This is a genomic window from bacterium (assembly GCA_024742285.1).
Classification (GTDB): domain Bacteria; phylum Myxococcota_A; class UBA9160; order UBA9160; family UBA4427; genus UBA4427.
Genome location: JANSYR010000024.1, coordinates 31,545 through 56,381 on the forward strand (window position 1 = coordinate 31,545; position 24,837 = coordinate 56,381).

Sequence of the window (24,837 nt, forward strand, 5' to 3'; positions counted from 1 at the left end):
GCCCGACCGGCCACCCGAATTCCTTTCGCTTCTCTTTCGTCTCGAGGGAACCGCCGCTAGATTGGCCCTTCCGGTCGACGGAGGGGGGAGCATGGACGCGCAGGGGAAGGATCCGCGGTCCACCGTCGATCACGCTGGCGCCCTCGCCGACTTCCACCCCGCGGTGAAGCGTTGGTTCGAGGGGCGCTTTCCGCAGGGGCCGTCCGAGCCGCAGGCCGGCGGTTGGCCCGCGATCCGTCGGCGCGAGGATACGCTGATCGCGGCGCCGACCGGCACGGGCAAGACCCTCGCGGCGTTCCTGGTCTGCATCGACGGCTTCTTTCGTTTTCGCGCCCGGGAGGGCGCGAGGACAGGATGTGGCAAGGCGGTGGACTCGGGCGCCGAGAGCGACGCGCCGTTCCGGCTCGATGGGGGGCCGCCGGTGCCGCGGGGGCAGAAGGGGGTCGAGCGGCCGACGGGGGTGGAGGTGCTCTACGTCTCGCCGCTGAAGGCGCTCGCCGCGGACATCCAGCAGAACCTCGAGACGCCGCTGGCGGAGATCGGGGACGTGGCGCGGTCGATGGGCGTGGTGCCGCCGGAGATCCGCGTGGGCATGCGGAGTGGCGACACGCCGGCGTCCGCCCGGGCGGCGATGCTCAAGAAGCCGCCGCAGATCCTGGTGACGACGCCGGAGTCGCTGTACCTGCTGCTCACGTCGGAGCGGGGGCGCGAGATCCTGCGGCCGGTCCGGACCGTGATCGTCGATGAGATCCACGCGATGGCCCGCGACAAGCGGGGATCCCATCTGGCGCTCTCGCTCGAGCGGCTCGACGCCCTCTGTGACGAGCGGCCGACGCGCGTCGGGCTCTCGGCGACCCAGAAACCGATCGAGCTCGTGGCGAAGCTGCTCGTCGGCGTCGGTGGCGATCGCACGCGCCCCGACGGCCGACCGAAGTGCACGATCGTGGACGAGGGCCACAAGCGCGCCCTCGACCTCGAGCTCGTCCTGCCCGGGAGCGAGCTCGAAGCCGTCGCCTCCGGCGAGCAGATGGGCGAGGTCCTCGACTCGATCGCCGAGCAGGTCGAACACCACCAGACGACCCTCGTCTTCGTGAACACGCGCCGCATGGCCGAGCGTCTTGCCCACCAGCTCGCCGACCGGCTCTCTTCGGTCGGAGGAGAGGAGAGCGTCGCGGCCCATCACGGGAGCCTCTCCCGCAACCGGCGTCTGCGCGTCGAGACGGCGCTTCGTGAGGGCCGGCTCCGCGCCCTGGTCGCCACGGCGAGTCTCGAGCTCGGGATCGACGTGGGCCCCGTCGAGCTCGTCTGCCAGATCGGCTCCCCACGCTCGATCGCGACGTTCCTCCAACGCGTCGGTCGCTCCGGCCACTTCCGCGGCGGCACGCCCAAAGGCCGCCTCTATCCGCTCACTCGGGACGAGCTCGTCGAGTGCGCCGGTCTGATCCGAGGGATCCGCAACGGTCGCCTCGACCGCGTGCTCCCGCCGGTGGCGCCCCTCGACATCCTCGCCCAGCAGATCGTCGCCGCGTGCGCGGCGGAGCCCTGGAAGGAGGAGGACCTCTTCGCGCTCTGCGCCCGGGCGGCGCCCTTCGAAGGGCTCACGCGCGAGACCTTCGACGAGGTCGTCGAGCTCGTCTCCGAGGGGATCGAGACCGGCCGCGGCCGGCGTGCGGCCTACGTCCATCGCGACCGGATCGGCGGTCAGCTCCGGGCACGTCGGGGGGCTCGGCTCGCGGCGCTCACCTCCGGTGGTGCGATCCCGGACGTCGCCGACTACCGCGTGATCGCGGACCCCGACGAGACCTTCATCGGCACCGTCGGCGAAGACTTCGCGATCGAGAGCCTGCCCGGCGACGTGTTCCTGCTCGGCAGCTCGACCTGGCGCATTCGCCGCGTCGAGGCGGGGAAGCTGCGCGTCGTCGACGCCGAGGGCGCGACGCCGAACGTGCCGTTCTGGGCCGGCGAGGCCCCCGCGCGAACCGAGGAACTCTCGGACGAAGTGTCCGCCCTGCGCGCCGACCTCGAACCGGTCTTCGAGGACCACGACGAGGCGGAGGTCGTCGCGTGGATCGAGACGGAGTGCGGGATCGCGACCGATGCGGCCGTCCAGATCGCGCGCTACCTCGGCGTCGCGCGCACGGCGCTCGGGGGCCTGCCCACGAAGGACCGGATCGTCCTCGAGCGCTTCTTCGACGACGCCGGCGGGATGCAGCTCGTGATCCATACGCCGCGGGGCGGGCGGCTGAATCGCGCGCTCTGTCTCGCGCTGCGCAAGAAGTTCTGCAAGAGCTTCAACTTCGAGCTGCAGGCGGCGGCGAACGACGACGCGATGGTGTTGTCCCTGGGGCCGCACCACAGCTTTCCCCTGTCCGACGTTCCCTTCTTCCTGTCGACGACCGGAATCGAGGAGACACTCAGCCAGGCCGTGCTGCCGCTGCCGATCTTCACGGCGCGCTGGCGCTGGAACCTGAACCGGGCCCTCACGGTCCTGCGATTTCGAGGCGGAAAGAAGAATCCGCCGCCGATCCAGCGGATGGAGAGTGACGACCTGATGGCGGCGGTCTTTCCGCAAGCGGCCGCCTGTCAGGAGAACGTCGCCGGGCCGATCGAGATCCCGGACCACGTCCTGGTTCGACAGACGCTCCACGACTGCCTCCACGAGGCAATGGACGTGGAGGGGCTGAAGGATCTGATCGAGCGGATGCGCGACGGGCGCTGCGAGATCCTCTGCGTCGACACGACCGAGCCGTCGGTGCTCGGCCACGAGATCCTGAACGGCAAGCCCTTCACCTATCTCGACGACGCGCCGCTCGAGGAGCGGCGGACGCGGGCAGTCCGGATGCGGCGGGGCCTGCCCGTCGAGGAGCGGGATCTCACGCGGCTCGACGCCGATGCGATCGCACGCGCCCGCGAGCAGGCGACTCCGGATCCGAGGGACCCCGACGAGCTCCACGACCTGCTTCTCGGCGCCGGGCTCTGGCGCGCGGACGAACGCTGGGCCGGCTGGTTCCGCGTGCTCGAAGCGACCGGGCGCGGCTTTGCTTTCGAGGTCTGCGACCTCGAGGACAGGGCGGGGCTGCGAGACGGGGCGGGGCGTAACGCCCAGCTCGCTTCGGGGCCGGTCCACTACTGGGTGGCGACCGAACGCGCCGCGTGGGCGTCGGCGCTCCATTCCCGGGCGGCCCGGGCGAGCGGCTTCGACGTCGAGGGCGCGATCGCGCGGTCGGGCGCCGAGGCGCTCGACGAAGGAGCGGCGATCGCCCACGTCCTGCGCGGGCATCTCGAGACGACCGGGCCGATCGATGCGGCCACCCTCGCGGCGCGGCTCTCCGTGCGAACCGGGCTCATCGAGATGGGACTCGCCGCGCTCGAGGCGGAGGGCTTCGTGCTGCGCGGGCGCTTCGAGCGCACGGGGCCCGGCGAGGGCCCGGAGCAGTTCTGCGCGCGCCGCCTGCTCGCGCGCATCCACAGCGACTCCCAGGCGAGACTGCGGGCGAGCGTCGAGCCGGCGACCGCCCAGGACTTCCTGCGCTTCCTCTTCGAGTGGCAGCACGTGGCGAAGGGCAGCCAGCGCGAGGGGGCGCCCGGCGTCGCCGAAGTGATCGAGCAGCTGCAGGGATTCGATCTCGCGGCGGGGGCCTGGGAGAGCGAAGTCCTCGCGGCGCGCGTTCGCGACTACCGACCCGACTGGCTCGATCCGCACTGTCTCTCGGGCCGGGTCTCCTGGCTGCGGATCGCGCCGCCGGAAGACTCGAGCGAGGACGACGAGTCGGAGCGCAAGGCCCGGGCGACGAGCCGCTCGACGCCCCTCTCCCTCGTGCTTCGCGACGATCTTCCCTGGCTGCTGCAGGCCCATCGCAAGGGCGAGGCTCCAGAGCCCGAGGATCCGGGCGAGACGCCGGCCGAGCCCGGGCCCCTGGCGGATCGGATCGAGGCGCTCCTTCGCAGGCGCGGCGCACTGTTCCACGCGGAGCTCGTCGCCGAACTCGGCGCGCGGCCGGTCGAGGTCGAGGCGGCGCTCTGGGATCTCGTGGCGCGAGGACGGGTCGGGGCCGACGGATTCCAGGCCCTGCGTTCGCTCCTCGGGTCGCGGGAGGCGACCAAGCGGACCCGCGCGGAGCAGCGCGCGAAGCGCGGGCTGCGGCGGGGGCTCGCCGCCGGGGCGACGTCGGGGGCGGAAGGGCGTTGGAGTCTCGTGCCGCGACGCGAGGAGGCCGACGATGTCGACGCGCTCGCCGAGGCGGTCGCGGAGCAGCTGCTGGTGCGGTGGGGTGTGGTCTTCCGGGACGTCGTGGCCCGCGAGCACCTGGGCGTGCCATGGCGCGAAGTGGTCTGGGCCTTCCGGCGGCTCGAAGCGCGCGGCGCGATTCGCGGCGGCCGTTTCGTGTCGGGCTTCACCGGTGAGCAGTTCGCGCTCCCCGAGGCGGTCGAGGCCCTCGCCCGGGTCCGGCGCAAACCGCGAGAGGGCGATCGCGTCCGGGTCTGCGGGAGCGATCCGCTGAATCTGGTCGGGATCCTGACGCCCGGCGCGCGGGTGCCTGCCGTGCGGACCCGGGAGGTCGTCTTCGTGGACGGCCTGCCGGAGGCGCTCGCGGAGACCGAGAGCGCTCGCGTCGCGGCGTCGACACCGAAGGACGCGGACGCGCGGCGACGGAAGGGGGCGCGGAAGGCCGGGGCGCGGGCACCGGAGTCGGGGCGTGGGCGCCGACGGCGTCGCGCGAGCGGAAACGAGAAGCAGACCCGGGCGACCGATCCCGGGCCGCCGACCGGGCAGCTGGAGTTGCGATGACGACGAACGCGGAGGCCGGAGCGCCGACACCACGGACACCACGGACACCACCGATCGAGCGCGTGGCCTTTCTCTGCCTGGGCGTGATGGGGTTTCCCATGGCCGGTCACCTCGCGCGCGCAGGGCTCGACGTCACGGTCTACAACCGCACGTCGTCGCGCGCCGATGCCTGGCGCGAGACGTATGGGGGCGACGTCGCTTCGAGTCCGGCGGAGGCGGCGCGCGGCGCGCAGATCGTCTTCGCGTGCTCCGGAGCGGATCCCGACCTGCGCGCGATCACCGTGGGCGAGGCCGGAGCGTTCGACGCGATGGCGTCGGGGGCGGTCTTCGTCGATCACACGACGGCGAGCGCGACCCTGGCGAGGGAGCTCGCCGGCGAGGCCGCGTCCCGGGGCCTCGGGTGGCTCGACGCGCCGGTCTCCGGCGGGCAGGCGGGGGCGGAAAACGGCGTCCTCACCATCATGATCGGGGGGAGCGAGGAGAGCTACGCCCGCGTCGCGCCCGTCCTCGATCACTATGCGCGCAAGCACCGCCTCCTCGGTCCGGCCGGCCACGGACAGCTCGCGAAGATGGTCAACCAGATCTGCATCGGCGGCCTGGTCCAGGCCCTGTCGGAGGGTCTCGAGTTCGCCCAGCGCGTCGGCCTCGACACCGAGGCGGTCGTCGACGTGATCTCGGCCGGCGCCGCGGGCTCCTGGCAGATGGAGAACCGCGCGAAGACGATGCTCGCCGGCGAGTTCGACTTCGGCTTCGCCGTCGACTGGATGCGGAAGGACCTCGGCATGGCGATCGAGGAGGCCTCCCGCGTGGGTGCACCGCTCCCCATCACCGAGGAGGTCGATGCGCGCTACGCGGAGGTCCAGCGTCGCGGGGGCGGTCGACTCGACACGTCGAGCCTGATCCTGGCGCTCAGAGCGGATCCGGACTCCGAGAAGGCCTAGCGCGAGCGGCGACCCGCCGGGACGGACGTCGCGAGGCTCGCGCAGCGCACGCGGTCGGCCCGACTTCGCTTCGCGTCCCGGCGGCCTCAGCGTCCCGGCGGGCGGGAGAGCGCGAGCTGGACCCGCAGCAGGTCGTGCTCGTCGACGCGCCCGTCGCCATCGAGGTCGTGATCCGGATCGTAGGGGCCGTTGCGCGCGGTCAGGGTCACGGCCTCGAGATCGCCGCGGGCATCGACGGGGTAGATCTGGCCGAGACTCGTGTCCACGTCGCCGTCGTCGTCGACGTCCGCGTCGCACACGTTCCCGAACCCGTCCTCGTTCGTGTCGCGCTGATCGGGATTCGCGTCGGCGGGACAGTTGTCCTGCGGGTCCACGATCCCGTCGCCGTCGCGATCGCCGTCGAGCGCCTCGGGCAGCTCCGTGGCCGGCAACGCACGAGCGCCGTCGCCGACGAAGACGTGCCGTCCCCCGAGCTGGGGCAGGCTCGCATAGTGGGCCTCGGCCGCGGTCCGCCCGCGGGCCCAGGCCTCGATCTGTACGTCGGGTCGAGCGACCTCGGCCAGGAAGGGATCGTCGAGGTGGAGCGAGAGCCCCGTCGCGCCGCGCGCGAGCCAGCGATCGACCATTCGCGCGAACGGGGATTCGCCGCGCTTCTTCGCTCGCGGCGCATGACCGACGAGGGAGATGACGAGACCCGGACCTTCGAGTCGAGGGAGCGGGTCGAAGACGCCGTCACGCGCGAGCACGAGTCCCGTCGCGGTCTGGGCGCCGCAGCCCTCGCAGACGCGGTGGCCGAAGTCCGGCAGCCGCGCGGCGATCGGGTCGAGGAGGAGGCGACTCGCGGGCGGCCGCTCGTTCCCGGGGCCCGGTCCGGCGACGTGCCAGGTCGGCGGCTCGGCGTCTTCGGCGCGCGCCTCGCGGGCGAGGGCGTCTGCGAGGAGGCGCGGCACGCTGTCGGGGGACTGGCCTTCGGCGTGGGAGGCCGTCAACCGCGTGACGAGAAAGCGGAGGGCCGAGGATTCGTTCTGGTCGCGGAACGCGTCGAAGGGCTCGGTCGACCGGAAATAGGGATTCGGCGCGCGATCGAAGACGCGCGCTTCGGGAACGCGCCCGAGCTGGGCGAGGGCGGCGTCGAGGGCGGCCCGGCGGCAGCCCTTCGCTTCGTCCCCGCAGTCCTCGACTTCGAGGGGCAGGCCGCGCGTCGTGACGAGGCGCAGGACGTCGTTCGTCGATCCGGTGAGGACGAGGTGACGCTCGATCGCTTCCGCGATCTCGACGCGATAGGTCTCGACGTCGAGCGTCGGGGCGCCGAGCGGAATCGTCAGAGTCAGCTCCAGGACCTGCTCGGCGCCGAGCCCCAGGTGATCCGCGTAGTGACGGGCGATCGCGACGGACGCGGCGTCGCCACGCCTCGCGAGCACCAGGACGTCGTCGCGCGTACAGCCCGCGATCGCCATCAGCATGCACGCTGCGAGCAGGCAGCGGACGAGGCGCGTTTCGGTCGGCCGAGGCGGCCGGGAGCGGTGCATCCGGAGCGGGTCCATCTTGGCGAGTCGGTGGCGGGATGGGGGAGCGCGATTCTACCACCGGTTCAGGCGCGCGCAGAGCGGGCCGGGGCGGGCTGCTATCGTCTCCTCCGTCCAGATTCCGGGGGGTTCCGACCGTTGGCTCACGAATTCGTCTACACCATGAACGACCTGCGCAAGGTCATCGGGGATCGCACGATCCTCGACGGCATCACGCTGTCGTTCCTGCCCGGTGCCAAGATCGGCGTGCTCGGCGCGAATGGCGCCGGCAAGAGCACGCTCCTCCGGATCATGGCCGGCGTCGACGACGACATCATGGGCGAAGCGAAGCCCGCGAAGGGATTGCGCGTCGGCTACCTGCCGCAGGAGCCCGAGCTCGATCCGGACAAGGACGTGCTCGGAAACGTGGAGGAGGGCGTCGCCGAGATTCGCGGCCTGCTCGACGAGTTCAACGAGCTGTCGATGAAGTTCGGCGAGGAGATGAGCGACGACGAGATGAACGCGCTCCTCGAGAAGCAGGGGAAGCTGCAGGACCAGATCGACGCCGCCGATGCATGGGAGATCGACCGGACCCTCGACGTCGCGATGGAGGCGTTGCGGTGTCCGCCCGGAGAGGCCGACGTGGCCACGCTGTCGGGCGGCGAGAAGCGCCGGGTGGCGCTCTGCCGACTCCTGCTCTCGAAGCCCGACATGCTGCTCCTCGACGAGCCCACGAACCATCTGGACGCCGAGAGCGTCGCCTGGCTCGAACGTTTCCTGCAGGAATACCCCGGGACCGTCGTGGCGATCACCCATGACCGCTACTTCCTCGACAACGTGGCGGGCTGGATCCTCGAACTCGATCGCGGGCGGGGGATCCCGTGGCAGGGGAACTACTCGTCCTGGCTCGAGCAGAAGAACAAGCGCTTCGAGGTCGAGGAGAAGCAGGCCGGCGCCCGGGCGCGCACGCTCAGTCGCGAGCTCGAGTGGATCAAGATGAGTCCCCGCGCCCGGCAGGCGAAGGGCAAGGCGCGGATCAACGCCTACGAGGAGCTGGTCAAGGAGGGCGGCGAACGGGCGCCGGAGAAGGTCGAGATCGCGATTCCGGTTCCGCAGCGCCTCGGCGACAAGGTCGTCGTCGCCGACCACATCCGGAAGGCCTTCGGCGAGAAGCTCCTGATCGACGAACTCTCGTTCCAGCTCCCGCCCGGCGGAATCGTCGGCATCATCGGCGCGAACGGCGCCGGCAAGACGACGCTCTTCAAGATGATCGCGGGGGAGGAGAAGCCGGACGACGGTGATCTCAGCCTCGGGGAGACGGTCCATCTCTCGTACGTCGACCAGGAGCGGAAAGAGCTCGAGCCCGACAAGACCGTCTGGGAGGTGATCTCCGGTGGCGACGAGAAGATCATGATCGGGAGCCGCGAGGTCCCGTCCCGCGCATGGGTCTCGAGCTTCAATTTCAAGGGGCCGGACCAGCAGAAGCTCGTCGGCTCGCTCTCCGGGGGCGAGCGCAACCGCGTGAACCTCGCGCTGCTCCTGCGGACCGGCGGCAACGTCTTGCTCCTGGACGAGCCGACGAACGATCTCGACGTGGACACGCTCCGCGCGCTGGAAGACGCGCTCGTCGACTTCCCGGGCTGCGCGGTCGTGATCAGCCATGATCGCTGGTTCCTCGACCGGATCGCGACCCACATCCTCGCCTTCGAGGGCGACTCCCACGTCGAGTGGTTCGAGGGCAACTACCAGGACTACGAAGCGGATCGCAAGCGGCGGCTCGGTGCCGACGCCGACACGCCGACGCGGATCAAGTACCGGCGGATCGACGCTTGAAGTTCATCCCGTCCCAGCTGGCGGAGGTCCTCGACGACGGCGAGGTGAAGACGAACCTCGGCGCGCTCTTCCGCTTCGTCCTGCTGCTCGCGGCGACGATCGCCGTCTTCTCCGCCCTCTTTCACGTCATCATGGGGACGGAGGGACGCGAGTACTCCTGGGTCACGGGGTTCTACTGGACGCTCACGACGATGAGCACCCTGGGCTTCGGCGACATCACCTTCGAGAGCGATCTCGGCCGCGCCTTCAGCGTCGTCGTCCTCCTCTACGGGATCGTGATGCTGCTGATCGTGGCCCCCTTCGCGTTCATTCGCTGGTTCTACGCGCCCTGGCTCGAGGCGCAGATCCGCATGCGCGCGCCGCGCAAGCTCCCGAAGGAGGCCGAGGGGCACGTCATCATCTGCGGCTACGACGTGATCGCGCAGGGACTCGTCGAACGGCTGGAGGAGCTCGCGATCCCGTACGTGATCCTCGAGCCCGACGTGACCGAAGCGGCTTCCCTCCACGTCGACGGGTTGAACGTCGTCGCTGGTCGGCGCGATCTTCGAGAGACCTACGTCCGCGTCCGCGCGGACCGCGCGCGTCTCGTTCTCGCGAACCGCTCGGACACCGAGAATTCCGCGATCGCGATCACCGTTCGGCAGTTCGCGCCGGACGTGCCGATCGTCGCCTTTGCGGGCCACCACGACTCGGTGGACGTTCTCGAGCTCGCCGGAGCGAACCGCGTCATCCCGCTCAAACAACGCCTCGGCGAACAGCTCGCGACCCGCGTGACCGCGGGCATCCAGACCGCCCATCGGATCGGCCGTTTCGAGGACCTGATCATCGCGGAGTTCCCGATCCACGGAACCGCGCTCGTCGGTCGGACCATCCGCGACACGAATCTGCGTCGCCTGACCGGTCTCAACGTCGTGGGCATCTGGGAGCGCGGGCGTCTCGAGCCCGCCGGACCCGACACGGTGCTTCACGAGCACAGCGTGCCCGTCGTCGTCGGCACCGACGAGCAGGTCACCGACCTCGACGCGCTCTTCGTCATCTATCAGGAGACCGATACGCCGGTGCTCGTGATCGGCGGGGGCACCGTCGGCCGGGCCGTCTCGGAAGCCCTCCGCAGCCGGGGCGCGAAGGTCACGATCCTCGACAGCGACCCGTCCCTGCGCGACGAGCTCTCGAAGGTCGCCGATCGCGTCGTGATCGGTGACGCGGCGAACCTGCAGACGGTCAAGGCCGCAGGGATCGAAGAAGCGCCGTCGGTCGTGCTGACGACGAACTCCGACGAGACCAACATCTTCCTCGCGGTCTACTGCCGCGGCCTCTCGAGCGACGGCCACATCGTGAGCCGCATCAGCCACGACTGGAACCTCGAGGCGATCCACCGGGCGGGCGCCGACTTCGCGCTCTCCCGCGCCTCGCTCGCGGTGCAGACCCTCATCTCGATCATCCTCGGGCGGGAGCTCGTCGTCGTGGGCGAGGGCACGGAGCTCTTCGTCGAGCCGATCCCGCCGAAGCTCGTGGGCCGGCCCCTGGCCGACAGCGAGATCGGGTCCTCCACGGGGCTGAACGTGATCGGGATCCGGGCGAACGGGGCGCTCACGCCCAATCCGGCCGCGGGGACGGTTCTTCCCGAGGGGGGAGAGCTCGTGATGATCGGGACGAGCGAACAGCGGCAGCGCTTCCTCGGGCTCACCCCACGCTGAACGCCGGGTCACGAAGATCGCGGTCGAGCGGGTCAGAGGGCCACTTGTGCCGTCTAGAGCTCACGATGCGCGATTGCGCGACAGAAACGCGCAGGGTGTAGGCAATATTGCCAATTGAGAAGCGTGCGACACGCGTTCACTTTCAATGAAAGCCCATCAGGTGTTTCCCCGGGGCGCATGGATTCCGCCGGAGACCTGACGAGCTGCTCCTGGAGGCCCGCTCATGTCCAGTCCCTCGACCCCCCCGACCCCGATCCACACTCTTCAGAACGTGACGCCGATCCGACCCCGGATGGCGGCCTCCCGGTCGAATCCCGAGGCCTTCACCGGAAAGCGCGCGGCCACACGACATCGTTTGATGGACGCCACCGCCCAGCTGATCGTCCGAGACGGGTTCGACGCGGTCTCGATGACGAGTGTGGCCGAGGAGGCGGGGATCACCCGCCAGACCGTCTATCGCTACTTCCCGAACGCGCGGGAGCTCGTCCGCGCGACGCTGATGCGGGGCGGGCGTGACCTGCTCGAGGGGCAGATCCTGGCCTTCCAGGGGCAGGGCGAGGCGCCGGATCTGCTCGTGGACGCGGTGATGGCCGCGCTCCAGACGATTCGCCACAACCCGTTGCTGCGCACCGCCTGGGCCTCGCGGGACTACCCGCAGGCCATGCTGCGCTCCGTCTTCGACCCGGCCTTCGTCTCGCGCGGCGTCGAAGGCCTCGCACCGATCGCCCGCCAGCTCGGCTGGAGCGAGCGCGACACCCACGAGGCCTACGAGCTGATCGCGCGATCCGTCCTGTCGTATCTGACGGTGCCTCCGCAGGACGAGCTCTCCGAGGCGGAGCTCCGGGGAATGCTCCGCCGGCGGTTGCTGCCGGCCCTCGGTGTGAGCGCGTAGCCGACGATTCCACCCGCGCCCTCGCGTCGCGCCGCGGCGAGGGAAGGCGTGGGAACGCGAGGGGTCTCGACGTTCGGTCGTAGCGTCGGGATCTGCGGCCCACCCGGGTCCCGCATCTCCGGGTGGGCCGACGCGTTCGCTGCGATCGACGCGCCCGGTCGAGTGCGCCAAGCTCGCGGTCCGCCGCGCGCCGGTCGCAATCCCGCGCCCTGACCGCGGTCTCGAGCGGGAGCGCTTCGCATGATTCTGCAGGACAAGGTCGTCATCGTCTCGGGCATCGGCCCCGGACTCGGTCAGGAGCTCGCGATCAACGCGGGACGCGAGGGCGCGAAGGTCGTCCTCGCCGCACGGACCCGGTCGTTCCTCGACGAGGTCGACGCCGAGGTCGCGAAGACCGGCGCCGAGACGCTGGTCGTCCCGACCGACATCACGAAGTCGGAGGACACGGCGAACCTCGTCGAGAAGACCGTCGAGCGCTTCGGGCGGATCGATGCGCTGATCAACAGCGCCTATTCCGGCGGGACCTTCTGCAGCTTCGAGGACGCGGACCTCGACGATTGGCGGAAGACCATGGAGGTGAACGTCTTCGGATCGCTCGCGCTGACCCAGCAGGTCGTGCCGGTCATGAAGAAGCAGGGCAAGGGCGCGATCGTGAACATCAACACGATGGTCGAGCGCAAGCCGCTCCCGATGCAGGGCGCCTATGGCTCCTCGAAGGGCGCGCTCAGCGTCGCGACCCGCATGCTCGCAAAAGAGCTCGGGGCGTACGGCATTCGCGTGAACTCGGTCGCGATGGGCTGGATGTGGGGGCCGCCGGTCGAGGGGCACGTCAAGATGATGGCGAAGGCCCAGGGGATCTCCGAAGCGGACGTGATCGCGGACATCGTGAAGGACATCCCGATCGGACACATCCCGGACGACTCGGACTGCGCGAACGCGGCGCTCTTCTTCGCGTCGGACCTCTCGGCGGTCGTGACCGGGGCGAACCTCAACTGCAACGGCGGCGAGTTCATGGCCTAGGGGCCGCGCGCTCGCGCGGCTATCGTTCGAAGGCCTGCAGGAGGTTTCGATGTCGGATTCCGAGGCGCGCTGGTCGCCGTCCCGTCCCTGTCCCGAGCGCGAGGTCCCCGGTTGGGATCTCGAGTGCGACGTGTGCGTCGTGGGCTTCGGGGCCTCCGGAGGATCCGCCGCGATCGAGGCGGCGGAGGCGGGCGCGAAGGTCCTGCTCTTCGAGGTCGCGTCCGGCTTCGGCGGAACGAGCGCGATGGCCGGGGGCGATATCTATCTCGGTGGCAACGGCGGGACCCCCGCCCAGCGCGAGAACGGATTCGAAGACGAGACCGACGATTTCTTCCGCTACATGATGATGGCGGGGGGGCGCGACGCGGACGAAGCGCGGACCCGCGCCTACGCGGACGGGGCCCTCGATCACTACGGCTGGCTGAAATCCGTCGGAGTGCCGTATCGGAACACGTTCATCCCGGGCAAGACGATGATGCCGGGAACCGGGGACTGCCTGATCCTCTCCGGGAGCGAGTTCGCCTGGCCCTATCGCGAAGAGGCGAAGCCGTGTCCGCGGGGGCACCTGCCCGAAGCGACCGGGGAGACGGGCGGCTTCATCCTGACCGAGGCCCTCGCGCGCCGGGCGAAGGAGCTGGGCGTCGAGGCGTACTACGACAGCCGGGTGCTCGCCCTCGTGCAGGCGGAAGAGGGGAGCGTGGTGGGGGCGGTCGTCCAGCGTGAGGGGCGGACGCTCTTCGTTCGCGCCGCCGGCGGTGTGGTGCTCTGCGCCGGGGGCTTCGTGCTCAATCGCGAGATGCTCGAGCAGCACGCGCCGATCGTGAAGGAGCTCGCGGACGACGCGCTCTCCGGCGGCTACGACGACGGGTCGGGGATCACGATGGGGACGAGCGTCGGCGGCGTCGCGATCCACATGGACGAGCTCTTCACGACGTTCACGCTGTATCCGCCGCAGGAGAACGTGAAGGGGATCCTCGTCAACGAGCAGGGCACGCGCTTCATCAACGAGGACGCCTACCCGGGGCGGGTCGCGTATCACTGCATCCGCCAGACGGGGAAGAAGATCCACCTCCTCGTCGACGATTCGATCTACTCGCAACCGACCGAACTGTCACGCTGGGAGATCGCGGCGGTCGGCGAGAGCTGGGGCGAGGTCGAGTCCGAGCTCGGCCTCGTCGAAGGGACGCTCGTCGAGACCGTCGAGCGGTTCAACCACTTCGCGGCGAAGGGCGAGGATCCGCTCTTCCACAAGCAGCCGGACTGGCTGAAACCTCTGGACGAGCCGCCCTTTGCGGCGCTGGCGATCCACGTGGGCGAGGCCTTCTACCCGTACTTCACCCTCGGCGGCCTCCACGTGACCGTCGACGGCGAGGTCCTCGACGGTGAGGGGGCTTCGATTCCGGGTCTCTATGCGGCGGGGCGCACGGCCTGCGGTCTTCCGCGATCCGCCCTCGACTACAGCTCCGGTATGTCCCTGGGCGACTGCACCTTCTTCGGCCGCAAGGCCGGCCTCCACGCGGCGGACCGGGCCGCGAAGCAGACGCCGGCCTGACGCAGGACTAGCGCAGGGCGACGTCGGCCGTCGCCGCGGCGGGCGTGTACCAGATCGGGGAGGACCACGCGCGTTCCTGGATCGTCTGAGGAACCTCGTCGGTACAGCAGTACGCGTAGCCTGCCGGCACGGTGCCGGCGTCGCAGTCGACCCGGGCGTCGACGCAGGCCCATTGGGTCCAGCGGCAGCTCGGGACCTCGCGCAGCCGGGCGTAGTAGAAGGCGCGGACGTCCGGGTCGAAGTCCGGATCGGTCCAGACGGTGCACAGACTCGCGCGGCCGCTTCCCGTTCGCGCGCAGGTCGCCGTGTCGACGGAGGCGTCGCCGTCGCCGCCGACGACGGTGAGCACGGTTTCAAAGGTCGCGCCGTCGGCGACCCATCCCTTCACGATCTCGATCCGGTCCAGGTCCGCGCCGCTCTCGTGCGCGTCGCGGTCGGCCGCGACGAGGAAGCGCGGCGCGTCGGCGCCCGGCGGCGGCGTCGGAAGGTCGCTGCCCATCGGCACGCCGCGGGCGTAGCCTTTCGCGGCCAGGTTCGGGGCCTCGCACAGGTCGGCTTGGAAGTCCCATCCGCCGAAGAGGCGAAGCGTGGGCCGGGTGCCGCTCGTGGCGTAGGTCTCGCGCCGGTCGAAAGCGGAGAACACCGCATCGCGCGTGTTCTCCTCGGCCCAGGCGACCGCGAGCCCGCCCGGGTTGAGCGCGAGGACGTCCGGCGGCCCCGGCGTGTCGAAGACCTCGTTGCCCGGGAGGCCGGCGCCCCCGTGCCCCGGATGGCCGCGTTCGGCGACGAGGCCGGGGGTCCCGAGGTGGGTATCCGTGCTGCCGATCTGGCCGAAGGCGAGTGGGTTCACGCCGAGCTCCGCCTCGAGCTCGAGGCCGTGGGCGAGGGCGGTCCGCGTGTAGTCCATCGGGATCGGCGCGATCGCGCCCATGTGGTTCGCGGCCTTCTCGAAGCCGCAGCCTTCGTCGGTCACGCCGGGGAAGAGCGCGCACTCGGACTCGCCCTTGTGCTGCATCATCTCGACGAGCCGCTCGTAGCGCGCGCGGATCGGCGCCTCTTCGGCGGTGATCTCGCGTTCGATCTCGATCCCCGAGCGGAAGGCCGTGCCGCCGCTCCAGTTCGTGTTGTGGGGAATCGTGATCGCCTGGCAGCCGGGGATCCCGTCGCGGCAGGCCTCGTCGAGCCAACGCCACAGCTCGATCGCGAAGGGGCCGGTTTCGATCGTGCTCACGGGGACGCGCGGGACGAACTCGTTGCGGAAGATCACGTTGCGGTGGAGGTGGGCCGCCTTCGGTGCCGCGGTCCACTCGTAGGCGACGAGGCTCGTGAAGGCACAGGACGAGGAGCGGTCGTAGGCCTGCTCGGCGGCCGCGCGATGCTCCGACCAGACGACCTCGGCGGCGGCCAGACAGTCGACGTTGTCCTCGCCGCAGAAGGCCCAGCGCGTGCCGCCCATCGAGTAGGTGCCGTTGAACCAGAAGAAGGCGACCCGGGGCGCGGCGCGGTAGACGCGGCACGGAATCGAGTCGTAGCCCTCGAAGCCGGGCGTATTGCAGATGTGGACCTCGCCGATCTGTTCGGCGTGGTCGGTGACGCCGGCGAAGTCGAGGGGGCGCTCGAGCTGGACGCGCCGCATCGGGCGCCCGTCGTCCGTATAGGGCTGGATTCCGATCGCCTCGCCGCGCGCGAAGCGATAGGCGTCGGCCGGGGAGGTCCGGGTGTCCTGGGTCGAAGCGTCCTGGGAGCGTGCGGTGTGCACGTGGAGATCGCCGAAGAGCGGGCGGCGCTCGGGTCGGTAGTCGTCGCAGGGCTCCCGGGCTTCGGTGATCGCGTAGGGCCGCTCGCCCGACTCCGCGGGGACGAAGGAGGGCGGCGCGGAGTCGCCCGGGTCCGCGAGGATCGCGAGCATGCTCGCGCGATCCGTCTCGTCTCCGACGAAGGAGAGGGCGAAGAGACCGAGGGCAAAGACGATCAGGAGCGCGGCGCCGAGGGCGACACCGAGGAGGAGCGCGACACGGCGCATGCAGGACCTCTCTGGCGAGCGAGGAAGTCGGACGGCGCCGCGCCCTGCGCGGAGCCGCTTCGGTCGCCTCGTCGGGCGAACGCCCGGGACGCTACTTCACGCCCCGGAGCGATGCCGCCCGAGCGGTCGGGATTCCTGCGCGGGACCGACGGGCGTGCTGCGTCGGGTCGCCAAGACCGGCCGGATGGACGAAGATCGCGCGACCCGTGCGGGGACGCATCGCAATCGGGAGGACGTGCGTGGCAGGCGAGACGGCGAGGGGAGGATTTGCGCCTCGGGCGATGCAGGTGGGCGTGCTCACGGCGGCGCTCCAGGAGCTCACGCCGCGGGAGAAGCGCGACGCCGATCCGGATCTCGCCGTCGAGGAGTGGCTCGCCTTCGCCGCCGAGGTCGCTGCGGATTCGATCCAGCTCTCTTCGGCGCTCCACCCGGACGAGGCGGACGTCCCGCCGGAGGCGATGCTCGACCCGGTCGCGAATACGCTCGACCTGCGTGCGCCCCTCGACCGCTCACGGGCGGACCGGATCCTGTCCGCCGTGAGGCAGACGGGCGTCGAGATCGCAGACGTCGCGTTCTTCGACAACATGCTCCACGGGGATCCGGCGACCCGCCGGAAGAAGATGGACTTCATGCTGCGCGTCTTCGACGCGGCGGTCCTCCTCGAAACGCCCGCGGTCTGCGGCTTCGTCGGCAGGCATCCCGGCCGGACGATCGAGCAGAACCTGATCGACTTCGAGGAGAGCTTCGTCCCGCTCCTCCAGGAAGCGAAGGCACGCGGACTCGTCTACCGGATCGAGCAGTGTCCGATGCCCGGGTGGACCCTCGACGATTCGTTCCACAACAACATCGCGTACACGCCGGCGGCCTGGATCGAGCTCCACCGGATCTGCGAACGTCACGGCGTCGGCGACCCGCTGCGCATCCACTACGACCCGTCCCATGCGATCCTGATGGGGCAGGACACCCGCGCGATCTTCCAGTACCTGAAGGACGAGGGCTATGCGTTCCTGATCGACGGCTTCCACGTGAAGGGGCAGGTCGTCGATCCGAAGGGCCTCGCCGGTTGGGGCTACGGCGGGCAGACCTTCGGCCGAGGGGATCACGCGGGCGGCGAGCCCTCGGAAGATCCGGCCGACCAGGTCAACGCGTGGAAGAAGCAGACGGCGATCTGCGAGCACGAGCTGCCCGGGACCGCGCGCCACGACCCGCTCGCGTACCTGACGAATCGAAGCGTCGACTGGCTCGACCATCAGCTCGCGGCCCGCGAGCTCCTCGAGCTCGACTTCGAGAAGGCGCCACTGATCGTCGAGCACGAGTACGGGCCCGCGCGCGTCCAGGACCGCGAGGCCCTCGCGCCGATCCTGAAGGGCTCGATCGAGTTCACCCGGCGGATCGACCAGGCTGCTGCGGCGATGTTCGCCCTCCAGCACGAAGTGCTGCCCGCTCAGGGGATTCCGGTCCAGGGCGTCGGGCGGCAGGCCTACCGGAGCTGATCCATGTCGAGCGCCCCCTCGAGCGTCAACGTGGCGATGATCGGAACCCGGTTCATGGGCCGAGCGCACGCCAACGCCTGGCGGCAAGTCCGGGCCTTCTGCTCACCGCCGGTGGACCCGGTGATGAAGGTCGTCTGCGGGCGGGATGCCGAGGCGACGGCGATCGCCGCGGACCGCTTCGGTTTCGCCGAGAGCGCGACGGATTGGCGTGAGATCGTCGCGCGGCCGGACATCGACGTCGTCGACATCTGCACGCCCGGCGACGCCCACGCGGAGATGGCGATCGCCGCGGCGGAGGCGGGCAAGGTCGTGTTCTGCGAAAAGCCCCTCGCCAATACGGTCGCCGAGGCCGAGTCCATGGTCGCTGCGGTGGAGCACGCCGGCGTACTCCACATGCTCTGCCACAACTACCGGCGTGCGCCGGCGGTCGCCCTCGCGAAGCGGATGATCGAGGCGGGAGAGATCGGGGAGATCCGCCAATTCCGGGGCGTCTATCTCCAGGACTGGATCGTCGATCCCGAGTTTCCCCGCGTCTGGCGCCTCGAGAAGGCGCGAGCGGGCAGCGGCGCCCTCGGCGACATCGCGAGTCATTCCCTCGATCTCGCGCGCTACCTGGTCGGCGAGATCGAGGAGGTTTCGGGGCTGCTCGAGACCTTCGTCGACGAGCGGCCCCTCGAAGACGGAAGCGGCCGCGGCGTCGTCGACGTGGACGACGCCGCGCTCACCCTCCTGCGCTTCGCGGGCGGCGCGATCGGCTCGGTCGAGGGGTCGCGCTTCTGTCCCGGTCGGAAGAACCACAACCGCTTCGAGATCAACGGCAGCCGGGGCAGCCTGGTCTTCGATCTCGAACGCATGAACGAGCTCGAGGTCTACACGGAAGACGGTCCGGACTCGGGCTTCCGGACGGTCCTGGCGACCGACGAGTCGCACCCCTACGTCGATGCCTGGTGGCCGCCCGGGCATATCCTGGGGTACGAGCATACCTTCACGCACACGGTGCTCGATCTGCTCCGCGCGATCGATGCGGATACGCTTCCTTCGCCGAACTTCCGGGACGGCGTGACGAACCAGCGCGTCCTGGACGCGATCGAGCGATCGAGCGCGAACCGCCGGTGGGAGAAGATCTGATGCGCGTCCGCGTTTCCCTCCTGACGCTCCTGCTCGCCGCCGCGATGGTGGTCGCTTCGGGCTGCGACTCCCTGCGCGTCTTCTTTCCCTCGTCGGACCACGACGAGCTGCCGCCGGCGCTCCCGGAGGATCTCGGGCACCCGGCGATGCTCGTGTTCAGCAAGACGAACGGATTCCGACACACGGAGGCGATCGACGCGGGCCTGCCCGTCCTCGAGGAGATCGCGAGGGCGCAGGGGCTCGACGTGTTCGCGACGGAGAACGGGGCGATCCACACGCCCGAACTGCTCGCGCGCTTCGACGTGATCGTCTGGTTCAACGTGAGCGGAGACGTGCTGTCCGAGGATCAGCGGGGGGCGCTGCTCGCCGCGATCGAGGCGGGCACTGGATTCTTCGGCATCCACGGCACCGGCGGCGACCCGAGCTACGAATGGCCCGAGCATCCCGGGACGCTCGTCCGCGCCCAGTTCATGGGGCACCCGATGGGCCCACAATTCCAGCAGGGCACGATCCGGGTCGAAGCGAGGGACCATCCCGTGATGGCGGGGATCGATCCGGCGTGGTCCCGCGTCGAGGAGTGGTACTCCTTCGAGAAGAGTCCGCGCGGGCCCGGAGTCGAGGTCCTCGCGACCCTCGACGAATCGACCTACGCGCCGCGCATGAAGATCGCGTTCATCGATCGCGACCTGCGGATGGGCGAAGACCATCCGATCGTCTGGAGCCACTGCATCGGTCGCGGACGCGCGGTCTACTCCGCCCTCGGTCACCAGGCCGAGGCGTATCGCGAGCCGCTCCACGTCCGGCTGCTGGAGCAGGCGATCGCATGGACGCGAAGCACGCCCCCGGAAGGCTGTCGGATCCCCGCGCCCTGATCCGCGGCGGCGCCCGACGCGCCGGTCGCCTCAGCCGAGCGTCGGGTAGTCCGTGTAGCCCTCGGGCCCCTCGCTGTAGAGCTGCTTCGGGTTGAAGCGGGAGAGCTCGGCGCCCGTCTTGAAACGCTCGACGAGATCCGGATTGCCGATGTACGCCCGGGCGAAGCTGATCGCGTCCGCCGAGCCGTCCTCGACGGCCTGTCTCGCTTCGGAGAGGTCGTAGCTGTCGTTCGCGATCAGCGCCTCGCCGAAGGCGTCGCCGGCGAGGGCAGCGTTGTCGATGTCCGGGGCGTTCGGGATCGAGTTCAGTCGGATCACGTGGCAGTAGGCGAGCCCCTTGCCGCGGAGCGCCCCGAGGAAGGCCCGGAACGTCTCGACCGGATCCTCGTCGACGAGGTCGTTGAAGGGATTGCCCGGGCAGATGCGGAAGCCGACGCGATCGGCGCCGTCGATGCTCGCCATCGCTTCGATCGCCTCGACGGCGAAGCGGATCCGGTTCTCGACCGCCCCGCCGTACGCGTCGTCACGCTGGTTCGGGCCCGTCGACAGGAACTGTGCCGGGAGGTAGCCGCTCGCGCAGTGGGCTTCGACGCCGTCGAAGCCCGCCTCGTAGGCGAGCTCGGTGGCGCGCGCGAACTCGGCGACGACGCCGGGGATCTCGTCGAGGGTGAGGGCGCGGGTCTCGGAGATCGGCTGCATGCCGGCGGTGTCCGTGAACATGTCGCCGCGGGCGCGGATGCCGGACGGCGAGACCAGCTCGGTACCCGGCTGCTTGTTGTCGAGGTGACCGACCCGGCCGCAATGCATGATCTGGGCGACGATCGTGCCGCCGGCCTCGTGGACGGCATCCGTGACCTGCTTCCATCCGGCGACGTGGGCGGCCGAGACGAGCCCGGGTGTCCGGCAGTAGCCCTTGCCGTCTTCGGACGGGTAGATGCCCTCCGAGACGATCAGGCCGGCGCTCGCGCGCTGGCGGTAGTATTCGGCCATCGCGTCCGTAGGCGTCCCGTCGTTCGTGGCCCGCGAGCGGGTCATCGGGGCCATCACGACGCGATTGGCCAGCTCGAGACGCCCGAGCTTCGTCGGCGAGAAGAGATCCGCCATCGTGCTAGCCCAGCAGCCGGGCGAGTTCCTGGAGGAGCGCTTCGTCGGGCCCGAGTCCGCCATCGGCGCGGAAAGCCTGGATGCAGACCTGGTTCGCGCCGGCGTCGAGATGCGCCTGCATGTGGGCCGCGATCTCGTCGGGCTCGCCCCAGCAGACGAGCGCATCGACGAGGGCATCGGAGCCGCCGGCGGCGAAGTCGGCATCCGTGAAGCCGAACTGCTTCAGATTGTTCTGGTAGTTGGGCAGCCCGATGTACATCTTGAGGTTGTTGCGGGCGATCTCGCGCGCCTTCGTCGCATCCGTCTCGTGGAGCACCATGTGCTCGGGGCAGAGCAGGGCGTCCGGTCCCATGACCTCCCGAGCGCGCTTCGTGTGCGCGGGGACCACGTTGTAGGGGTGGGCGCCCTGGGCCAGGGTCGCCGAGAGGCCGAGCATCTTGTCGCGCAGCGCACCGATCACGATCGGGGCGTCGACCTCGGGCTGCTTGCCCATGTAGAGCGCGCCGTCCATCGCCTCGAGGTACGCGCGCATCGTCGACACGGGCTTCTTGTACTCGTGTCCGCGCTGCCCGGAGACGAGGTGGGCGTGCGAGACGCCGAGGCCCAGGATGAACCGGTTGGGCGCCATCTCGGAGATCGTCTTCCAGATCGCCTTCATGCCCATGGGGTCGCGCGCGTAGATGTTCGCGATCCCCGTCGCGAAGATCATCCGCTCGGTCTTCGCCACCAGGTAGCCGATCAGCGAGAAGGGATCGCGGCCGACGGCCTCGGGGATCCAGAGTGCGCTGTAGCCCCAGTCCTCCGCGCGCTGCGCGAAATCTGCCGCTTCCTGAGCGGTCCAGTGGTCCAGCCAGCCCCAGACACCGATCTTGCCGAGCTCCATCGTTTCCGATCCTCCGAGAAAATATGCACGCTCCGGCCAGATCCGCGCCGGGCGGGCGAACCCTAGCGCGGGTTCGGAGCCCGATCCTGCGTCGGAGCGGGATCCGGGGCTCAAATCCCCGGGGCGTTCTGTCGATGAGGAGGCACTCCTTTCGGCCGGTGCACCCGCCAGTGCGATCCCCGGCCGTCGACATCGTGACGACGACGAGGATGCTCATGACCGCACGACGCAATCGATCCACCGCGCGCCCGATCCTGGGTGCGACCCTCTCGGCCCTGGCGAGCCTCGCCTTCGCGGCGTCCGCCCAGGCCTACCCGGGCGGGACGCCGGACTTCCAGACCGACGTGGGACCCTACTGCGCGGCCTGCCACGCCTCGACCGCCGAGACGGATCTCTCGGGGCTCGGGGACCGGGCCAAGGTCGAGCTCCCGGAGACGAAGCACTACGCCGCGATCCTGTCGGGCGCAGGCAACTACGCCGAGATTCCCGAGGCCGAGCGCGCCAAGCTCGTCGAGCTCCTCTCTGCCGTCGATCGCAACTCGACGATCGCCCTCGAGTTCCCGCCCTCGGTCGCGCCCGGGGAGACGTTCCAGGTCACCGTGAAGGTGACGGGGGGCGCGGGCCCGTCGGTCGGCATCGGACTCGTCGACCGCCCGCACCGCTTCTTCGCGAAGCCCGCCTCGGCCCTCGGTTGGGAGGTCGTCGGCGCACCCACGATCCTCGGACCCAAGGGCCCGCAGACGCAGTGGATCGAGCGCCGCCCGGAGCGCGAGGGACGGGACGTCACGTTCGTGAACGTCGACGGCGTCCAGTCGAGCGCGGACCAGGACAAGTGGTCGCGAGCGAAGGTGATCTTCACGCTGCGCGCGCCGGTCACCGAAGGCGACTACCCGCTCGTCGGGGCCTACTTCTACGGGACCGAGACCGGAACGGCGATGTCCACGCGGATGCACCCCGAATACGGCCCGCAGCCGATGGGTGGGGCGCTCGGCAAGTCCGGTCGCGTGAAGTTCTCGAAGGAGGCCGTGATCACGGTGAAGACCGAGGTCGCCGCGCCGGCGCCGGTCGCCGACATCGCGCCCTGAATCCGCAGTCCTCCGGTCGCGCTCCACGAGCGAGTGGGCGCGCCCCCGGAAGACCGAAGCGCCGCGTTCCGACCTCGTCGGACGCGGCGCTTCGTCGTTCGGGACCCGGTGCCTCCGTTCAAAGTGGTGGCGCCGCCCCGCGTCAGTGTCGCGGGAACTCGCCGGCGGCGAGCTTCGCGAGATAGCGGTCGAGCTCGGCCTTCACGATCGGGGCGAGCAGGACGACCCCGGCGATGTTCGGGAAGGCCATGCCGAGGATCATCAGGTCGCCGAAATCGAGCACGACGGTCGCGTTCCGGAAGACCACGCCTCCGAACGTGAACGCGAGGAAGAGCACCTGGTAGGCGAGGATCGAGTCGCTTCCGAAGAGGAACTTCCAGGATCGCTCGCCGTAGTAGCTCCATGAGATCATCGTGCTGAAGGCGAAGAGCACGGCGACGACGGTCAGGATCTTCGGGAACCAGGGAAAGACGGTCTCGAAGGCGGTGGCGGTCATCTCGATTCCTGCGCCGGCATTCGGATCGTTCCAGGTCCCGGTCACGACGATCACGAGCGCGGTCGTCGTACACACGAGCATCGTGTCGATGAAGGGCTCGAGCAGCGCGACCATGCCCTCGCGGATCGGCTCTTCGGTTCGCGCGGCCGAGTGGGCGATCGCGGCGGAGCCGACGCCCGCCTCATTCGAGAACCCGGCGCGTCGGAAGCCCTGGATCAGCGTGCCGACGAAGCCCCCGAGCCCGGCCTCGAAGCTGAACGCATCGCCGACGATCACGCCGATCGCGTGCGGAATCGACGAGGCGTGGGTCAGCAGGATCAGTAGTCCGCAGACCATGTAGAGCGCACACATGCCCGGAACGAGCACGGCGGCGACCTCGCCGATGCGCCGGATGCCGCCGATGATCACGAGGGCGACGAAGGCGACGAGCACGAGGCCGAACACGACCATGCCGATCGACGACGACAGGATCGGGATCTCCTGATGGACGAGCGCGTAGGCCTGATTCGCCTGGAACATGTTGCCGCCGCCGAAGCTCGCGCCGATGCACATCACGGCGAACACGACCGAGAGCACGCGTCCGAGTCCGGCGAGACCGCGCTCGGCCAGCCCGTCGCGCAGGTAGATCATCGGTCCGCCCGTCACGTGCCCCTGCGCGTCGATCGTCCGGTACTTCTGGCCGAGGGTGCACTCGGCGAACTTCGAGCTCATGCCGAGGAAGCCGCCCACGATCATCCACAGGACGGCGCCGGGGCCCCCGATCCCGACGGCGAAGGCGACCCCTGCGATGTTGCCGAGCCCCACGGTCGCGGAGAGGGCGGCGGAGAGCGCCTGGAAATGGCTGATCTCCCCCGACTCGCCGGGGTTCGAGTAGACGCCGCGTACGCAGTCGACCCCGTGGCGGAACCCGCGGAGGTTCACGAAGTGGAAGCGAACCGTGAAGAAGAGGGCGCCGGCGATCAGCCAAGCGACGACCGCCGGGATCTGGATCGAGTCTCCGGCGGCGTTGTCCCAGAAGGCGAGGTCGAAGAAGATCGTCGCGCTGATCGGGTCGACGACCCATTCCTTGAAGACCGTCTCGGCGAGGGAGAAAAGGCTCTCGGAGGCGGGCGCTGCGTCGTTCGGCATGGCTGGAATCATACGCGATTCCGGGCAGATGCGTAGCTTGTTGCGAGTCCCTGGAGGTTTTGTGGCCCGTTCGGGGGTCGAGTAGTCTCTGCCCGCCATGCGTGAACCCGACATCTCTTCGCAGCCCGATTCCCAGACCCTCTCCGAACACGCTTCGAAGGAGATCGTCGGCGCCTACGGCGTCGTGCTGCCCCAGGAGCGGCTGGTCGAAGACCCGGCGGCCGCCGCGGCCGCGGCGGCGGAGATCGGATTCCCGGTCGTGCTCAAGCTGGCCGGCGACGGGATTGCCCACAAGACCGAGCGGGGGCTGGTTCGCGTCGGGCTCGGCGACGCGGCGACGGTGGAGGCCCAGGCCGAGGAGCTGTTGGCGGCGGCGCGTCCCGAGGACGGCGAGGT

17 protein-coding genes are annotated in these 24,837 nt (G+C 70.0%); 12 read left to right on the plus strand and 5 right to left on the minus strand.

The genetic code is table 11. The features are described from left to right. Positions 1 to 91 precede the first annotated feature (91 nt). Together NXI30_27615 and NXI30_27620 are read left to right on the plus strand one after the other, a co-directional pair. Positions 92 to 4,789: a DEAD/DEAH box helicase gene (locus NXI30_27615; GenBank protein MCR9098005.1), complete on the plus strand. Its 4,698-nt coding sequence runs from the start codon at positions 92 to 94 to the stop codon at positions 4,787 to 4,789. Positions 4,790 to 4,842: 53 nt separating this feature from the next. Continuing rightward, positions 4,843 to 5,730: an NAD(P)-dependent oxidoreductase gene (locus tag NXI30_27620; protein ID MCR9098006.1), complete on the plus strand. Its 888-nt coding sequence runs from the start codon at positions 4,843 to 4,845 to the stop codon at positions 5,728 to 5,730. 86 nt (positions 5,731 to 5,816) lie between these two features. Here NXI30_27620 and NXI30_27625 read toward each other — a convergent pair whose 3' ends face one another. Continuing rightward, positions 5,817 to 7,274 carry a hypothetical protein gene (locus tag NXI30_27625; GenBank protein ID MCR9098007.1) on the minus strand — a complete coding sequence of 486 codons (1,458 nt, stop codon included), beginning with the start codon at positions 7,272 to 7,274 and terminating at the stop codon, positions 5,817 to 5,819. A 120-nt stretch (positions 7,275 to 7,394) separates the two neighbouring features. Here NXI30_27625 and ettA point away from each other — a divergent pair, with 120 nt between their 5' ends. The 5 genes from ettA to NXI30_27650 all read left to right on the plus strand — a co-directional run bounded on the left by ettA (position 7,395) and on the right by NXI30_27650 (position 14,229). Continuing rightward, the gene (gene ettA, locus NXI30_27630) at positions 7,395 to 9,068 is read left to right on the plus strand and encodes an energy-dependent translational throttle protein EttA (protein ID MCR9098008.1); all 1,674 of its coding nucleotides are present in this window, start codon (positions 7,395 to 7,397) and stop codon (positions 9,066 to 9,068) included. Then, positions 9,065 to 10,765 (plus strand): NAD-binding protein, encoded by a 1,701-nt coding sequence (locus NXI30_27635; GenBank protein MCR9098009.1) that lies wholly within the window; start codon positions 9,065 to 9,067, stop codon positions 10,763 to 10,765. The genes ettA and NXI30_27635 overlap by 4 nt, the downstream gene beginning before the upstream one ends. A gap of 223 nt (positions 10,766 to 10,988) precedes the next feature. Beyond that, entirely contained in the window at positions 10,989 to 11,657 is a 669-nt protein-coding gene (locus NXI30_27640; GenBank protein ID MCR9098010.1) for a TetR/AcrR family transcriptional regulator, read from the plus strand. Positions 11,658 to 11,897: 240 nt separating this feature from the next. Continuing rightward, the gene (locus NXI30_27645) at positions 11,898 to 12,677 is read left to right on the plus strand and encodes an SDR family oxidoreductase (GenBank protein MCR9098011.1); all 780 of its coding nucleotides are present in this window, start codon (positions 11,898 to 11,900) and stop codon (positions 12,675 to 12,677) included. A gap of 49 nt (positions 12,678 to 12,726) precedes the next feature. After that, positions 12,727 to 14,229: an FAD-dependent oxidoreductase gene (locus tag NXI30_27650; protein ID MCR9098012.1), complete on the plus strand. Its 1,503-nt coding sequence runs from the start codon at positions 12,727 to 12,729 to the stop codon at positions 14,227 to 14,229. 7 nt (positions 14,230 to 14,236) lie between these two features. Here the strand turns inward: NXI30_27650 and NXI30_27655 are convergent, their stop codons facing one another. Continuing rightward, positions 14,237 to 16,252 (minus strand): DUF3604 domain-containing protein, encoded by a 2,016-nt coding sequence (locus NXI30_27655; protein ID MCR9098013.1) that lies wholly within the window; start codon positions 16,250 to 16,252, stop codon positions 14,237 to 14,239. 281 nt (positions 16,253 to 16,533) lie between these two features. Between NXI30_27655 and NXI30_27660 the strand changes: the two genes are divergently transcribed. Genes NXI30_27660 through NXI30_27670 form a run of 3 tightly spaced genes read left to right on the plus strand, consistent with a single transcriptional unit; the run spans position 16,534 to position 19,745 of the window. Next, complete coding sequence (locus NXI30_27660; GenBank protein ID MCR9098014.1) at positions 16,534 to 17,745, plus strand: sugar phosphate isomerase/epimerase; 1,212 nt, start codon at positions 16,534 to 16,536, stop codon at positions 17,743 to 17,745. A 3-nt stretch (positions 17,746 to 17,748) separates the two neighbouring features. Further along, positions 17,749 to 18,873 (plus strand): Gfo/Idh/MocA family oxidoreductase, encoded by a 1,125-nt coding sequence (locus NXI30_27665; GenBank protein ID MCR9098015.1) that lies wholly within the window; start codon positions 17,749 to 17,751, stop codon positions 18,871 to 18,873. Next, complete coding sequence (locus NXI30_27670) at positions 18,873 to 19,745, plus strand: ThuA domain-containing protein (GenBank protein ID MCR9098016.1); 873 nt, start codon at positions 18,873 to 18,875, stop codon at positions 19,743 to 19,745. The genes NXI30_27665 and NXI30_27670 overlap by 1 nt, the downstream gene beginning before the upstream one ends. Positions 19,746 to 19,775: 30 nt before the next feature. Here NXI30_27670 and NXI30_27675 read toward each other — a convergent pair whose 3' ends face one another. Next, positions 19,776 to 20,849 carry an alkene reductase gene (locus tag NXI30_27675; protein ID MCR9098017.1) on the minus strand — a complete coding sequence of 358 codons (1,074 nt, stop codon included), beginning with the start codon at positions 20,847 to 20,849 and terminating at the stop codon, positions 19,776 to 19,778. A 4-nt stretch (positions 20,850 to 20,853) separates the two neighbouring features. Continuing rightward, complete coding sequence (locus tag NXI30_27680) at positions 20,854 to 21,732, minus strand: LLM class flavin-dependent oxidoreductase (GenBank protein MCR9098018.1); 879 nt, start codon at positions 21,730 to 21,732, stop codon at positions 20,854 to 20,856. Positions 21,733 to 21,947: 215 nt separating this feature from the next. On the opposite strand from NXI30_27680, the gene NXI30_27685 reads away from it, so the two are divergent. Next, the gene (locus tag NXI30_27685) at positions 21,948 to 22,817 is read left to right on the plus strand and encodes a hypothetical protein (GenBank protein ID MCR9098019.1); all 870 of its coding nucleotides are present in this window, start codon (positions 21,948 to 21,950) and stop codon (positions 22,815 to 22,817) included. 142 nt (positions 22,818 to 22,959) lie between these two features. Here NXI30_27685 and NXI30_27690 read toward each other — a convergent pair whose 3' ends face one another. Continuing rightward, the gene (locus NXI30_27690; GenBank protein MCR9098020.1) at positions 22,960 to 24,441 is read right to left on the minus strand and encodes an alanine:cation symporter family protein; all 1,482 of its coding nucleotides are present in this window, start codon (positions 24,439 to 24,441) and stop codon (positions 22,960 to 22,962) included. A gap of 97 nt (positions 24,442 to 24,538) precedes the next feature. Here NXI30_27690 and NXI30_27695 point away from each other — a divergent pair. Further along, on the plus strand, positions 24,539 to 24,837 hold a 299-nt coding region (locus NXI30_27695; GenBank protein ID MCR9098021.1), incomplete at its 3' end, for an acetate--CoA ligase family protein.

Bases quoted from the DNA above. Each gene is read 5' to 3' on its own strand.
- NXI30_27690 (MCR9098020.1), bottom strand. From the start codon at position 24,441: ATGCCGAACGACGCAGCGCCCGCCTCCGAGAGCCTTTTCTCCCTCGCC.
- NXI30_27660 (MCR9098014.1), top strand. From the start codon at position 16,534: ATGCAGGTGGGCGTGCTCACGGCGGCGCTCCAGGAGCTCACGCCGCGG.
- NXI30_27675 (MCR9098017.1), bottom strand. From the start codon at position 20,849: ATGGCGGATCTCTTCTCGCCGACGAAGCTCGGGCGTCTCGAGCTGGCC.
- NXI30_27640 (MCR9098010.1), top strand. From the start codon at position 10,989: ATGTCCAGTCCCTCGACCCCCCCGACCCCGATCCACACTCTTCAGAAC.
- NXI30_27655 (MCR9098013.1), bottom strand. From the start codon at position 16,252: ATGCGCCGTGTCGCGCTCCTCCTCGGTGTCGCCCTCGGCGCCGCGCTC.
- NXI30_27615 (MCR9098005.1), top strand. From the start codon at position 92: ATGGACGCGCAGGGGAAGGATCCGCGGTCCACCGTCGATCACGCTGGC.
- NXI30_27670 (MCR9098016.1), top strand. From the start codon at position 18,873: ATGCGCGTCCGCGTTTCCCTCCTGACGCTCCTGCTCGCCGCCGCGATG.
- NXI30_27685 (MCR9098019.1), top strand. From the start codon at position 21,948: ATGACCGCACGACGCAATCGATCCACCGCGCGCCCGATCCTGGGTGCG.
- NXI30_27650 (MCR9098012.1), top strand. From the start codon at position 12,727: ATGTCGGATTCCGAGGCGCGCTGGTCGCCGTCCCGTCCCTGTCCCGAG.
- NXI30_27625 (MCR9098007.1), bottom strand. From the start codon at position 7,274: ATGGACCCGCTCCGGATGCACCGCTCCCGGCCGCCTCGGCCGACCGAA.
- NXI30_27645 (MCR9098011.1), top strand. From the start codon at position 11,898: ATGATTCTGCAGGACAAGGTCGTCATCGTCTCGGGCATCGGCCCCGGA.
- NXI30_27680 (MCR9098018.1), bottom strand. From the start codon at position 21,732: ATGGAGCTCGGCAAGATCGGTGTCTGGGGCTGGCTGGACCACTGGACC.
- NXI30_27665 (MCR9098015.1), top strand. From the start codon at position 17,749: ATGTCGAGCGCCCCCTCGAGCGTCAACGTGGCGATGATCGGAACCCGG.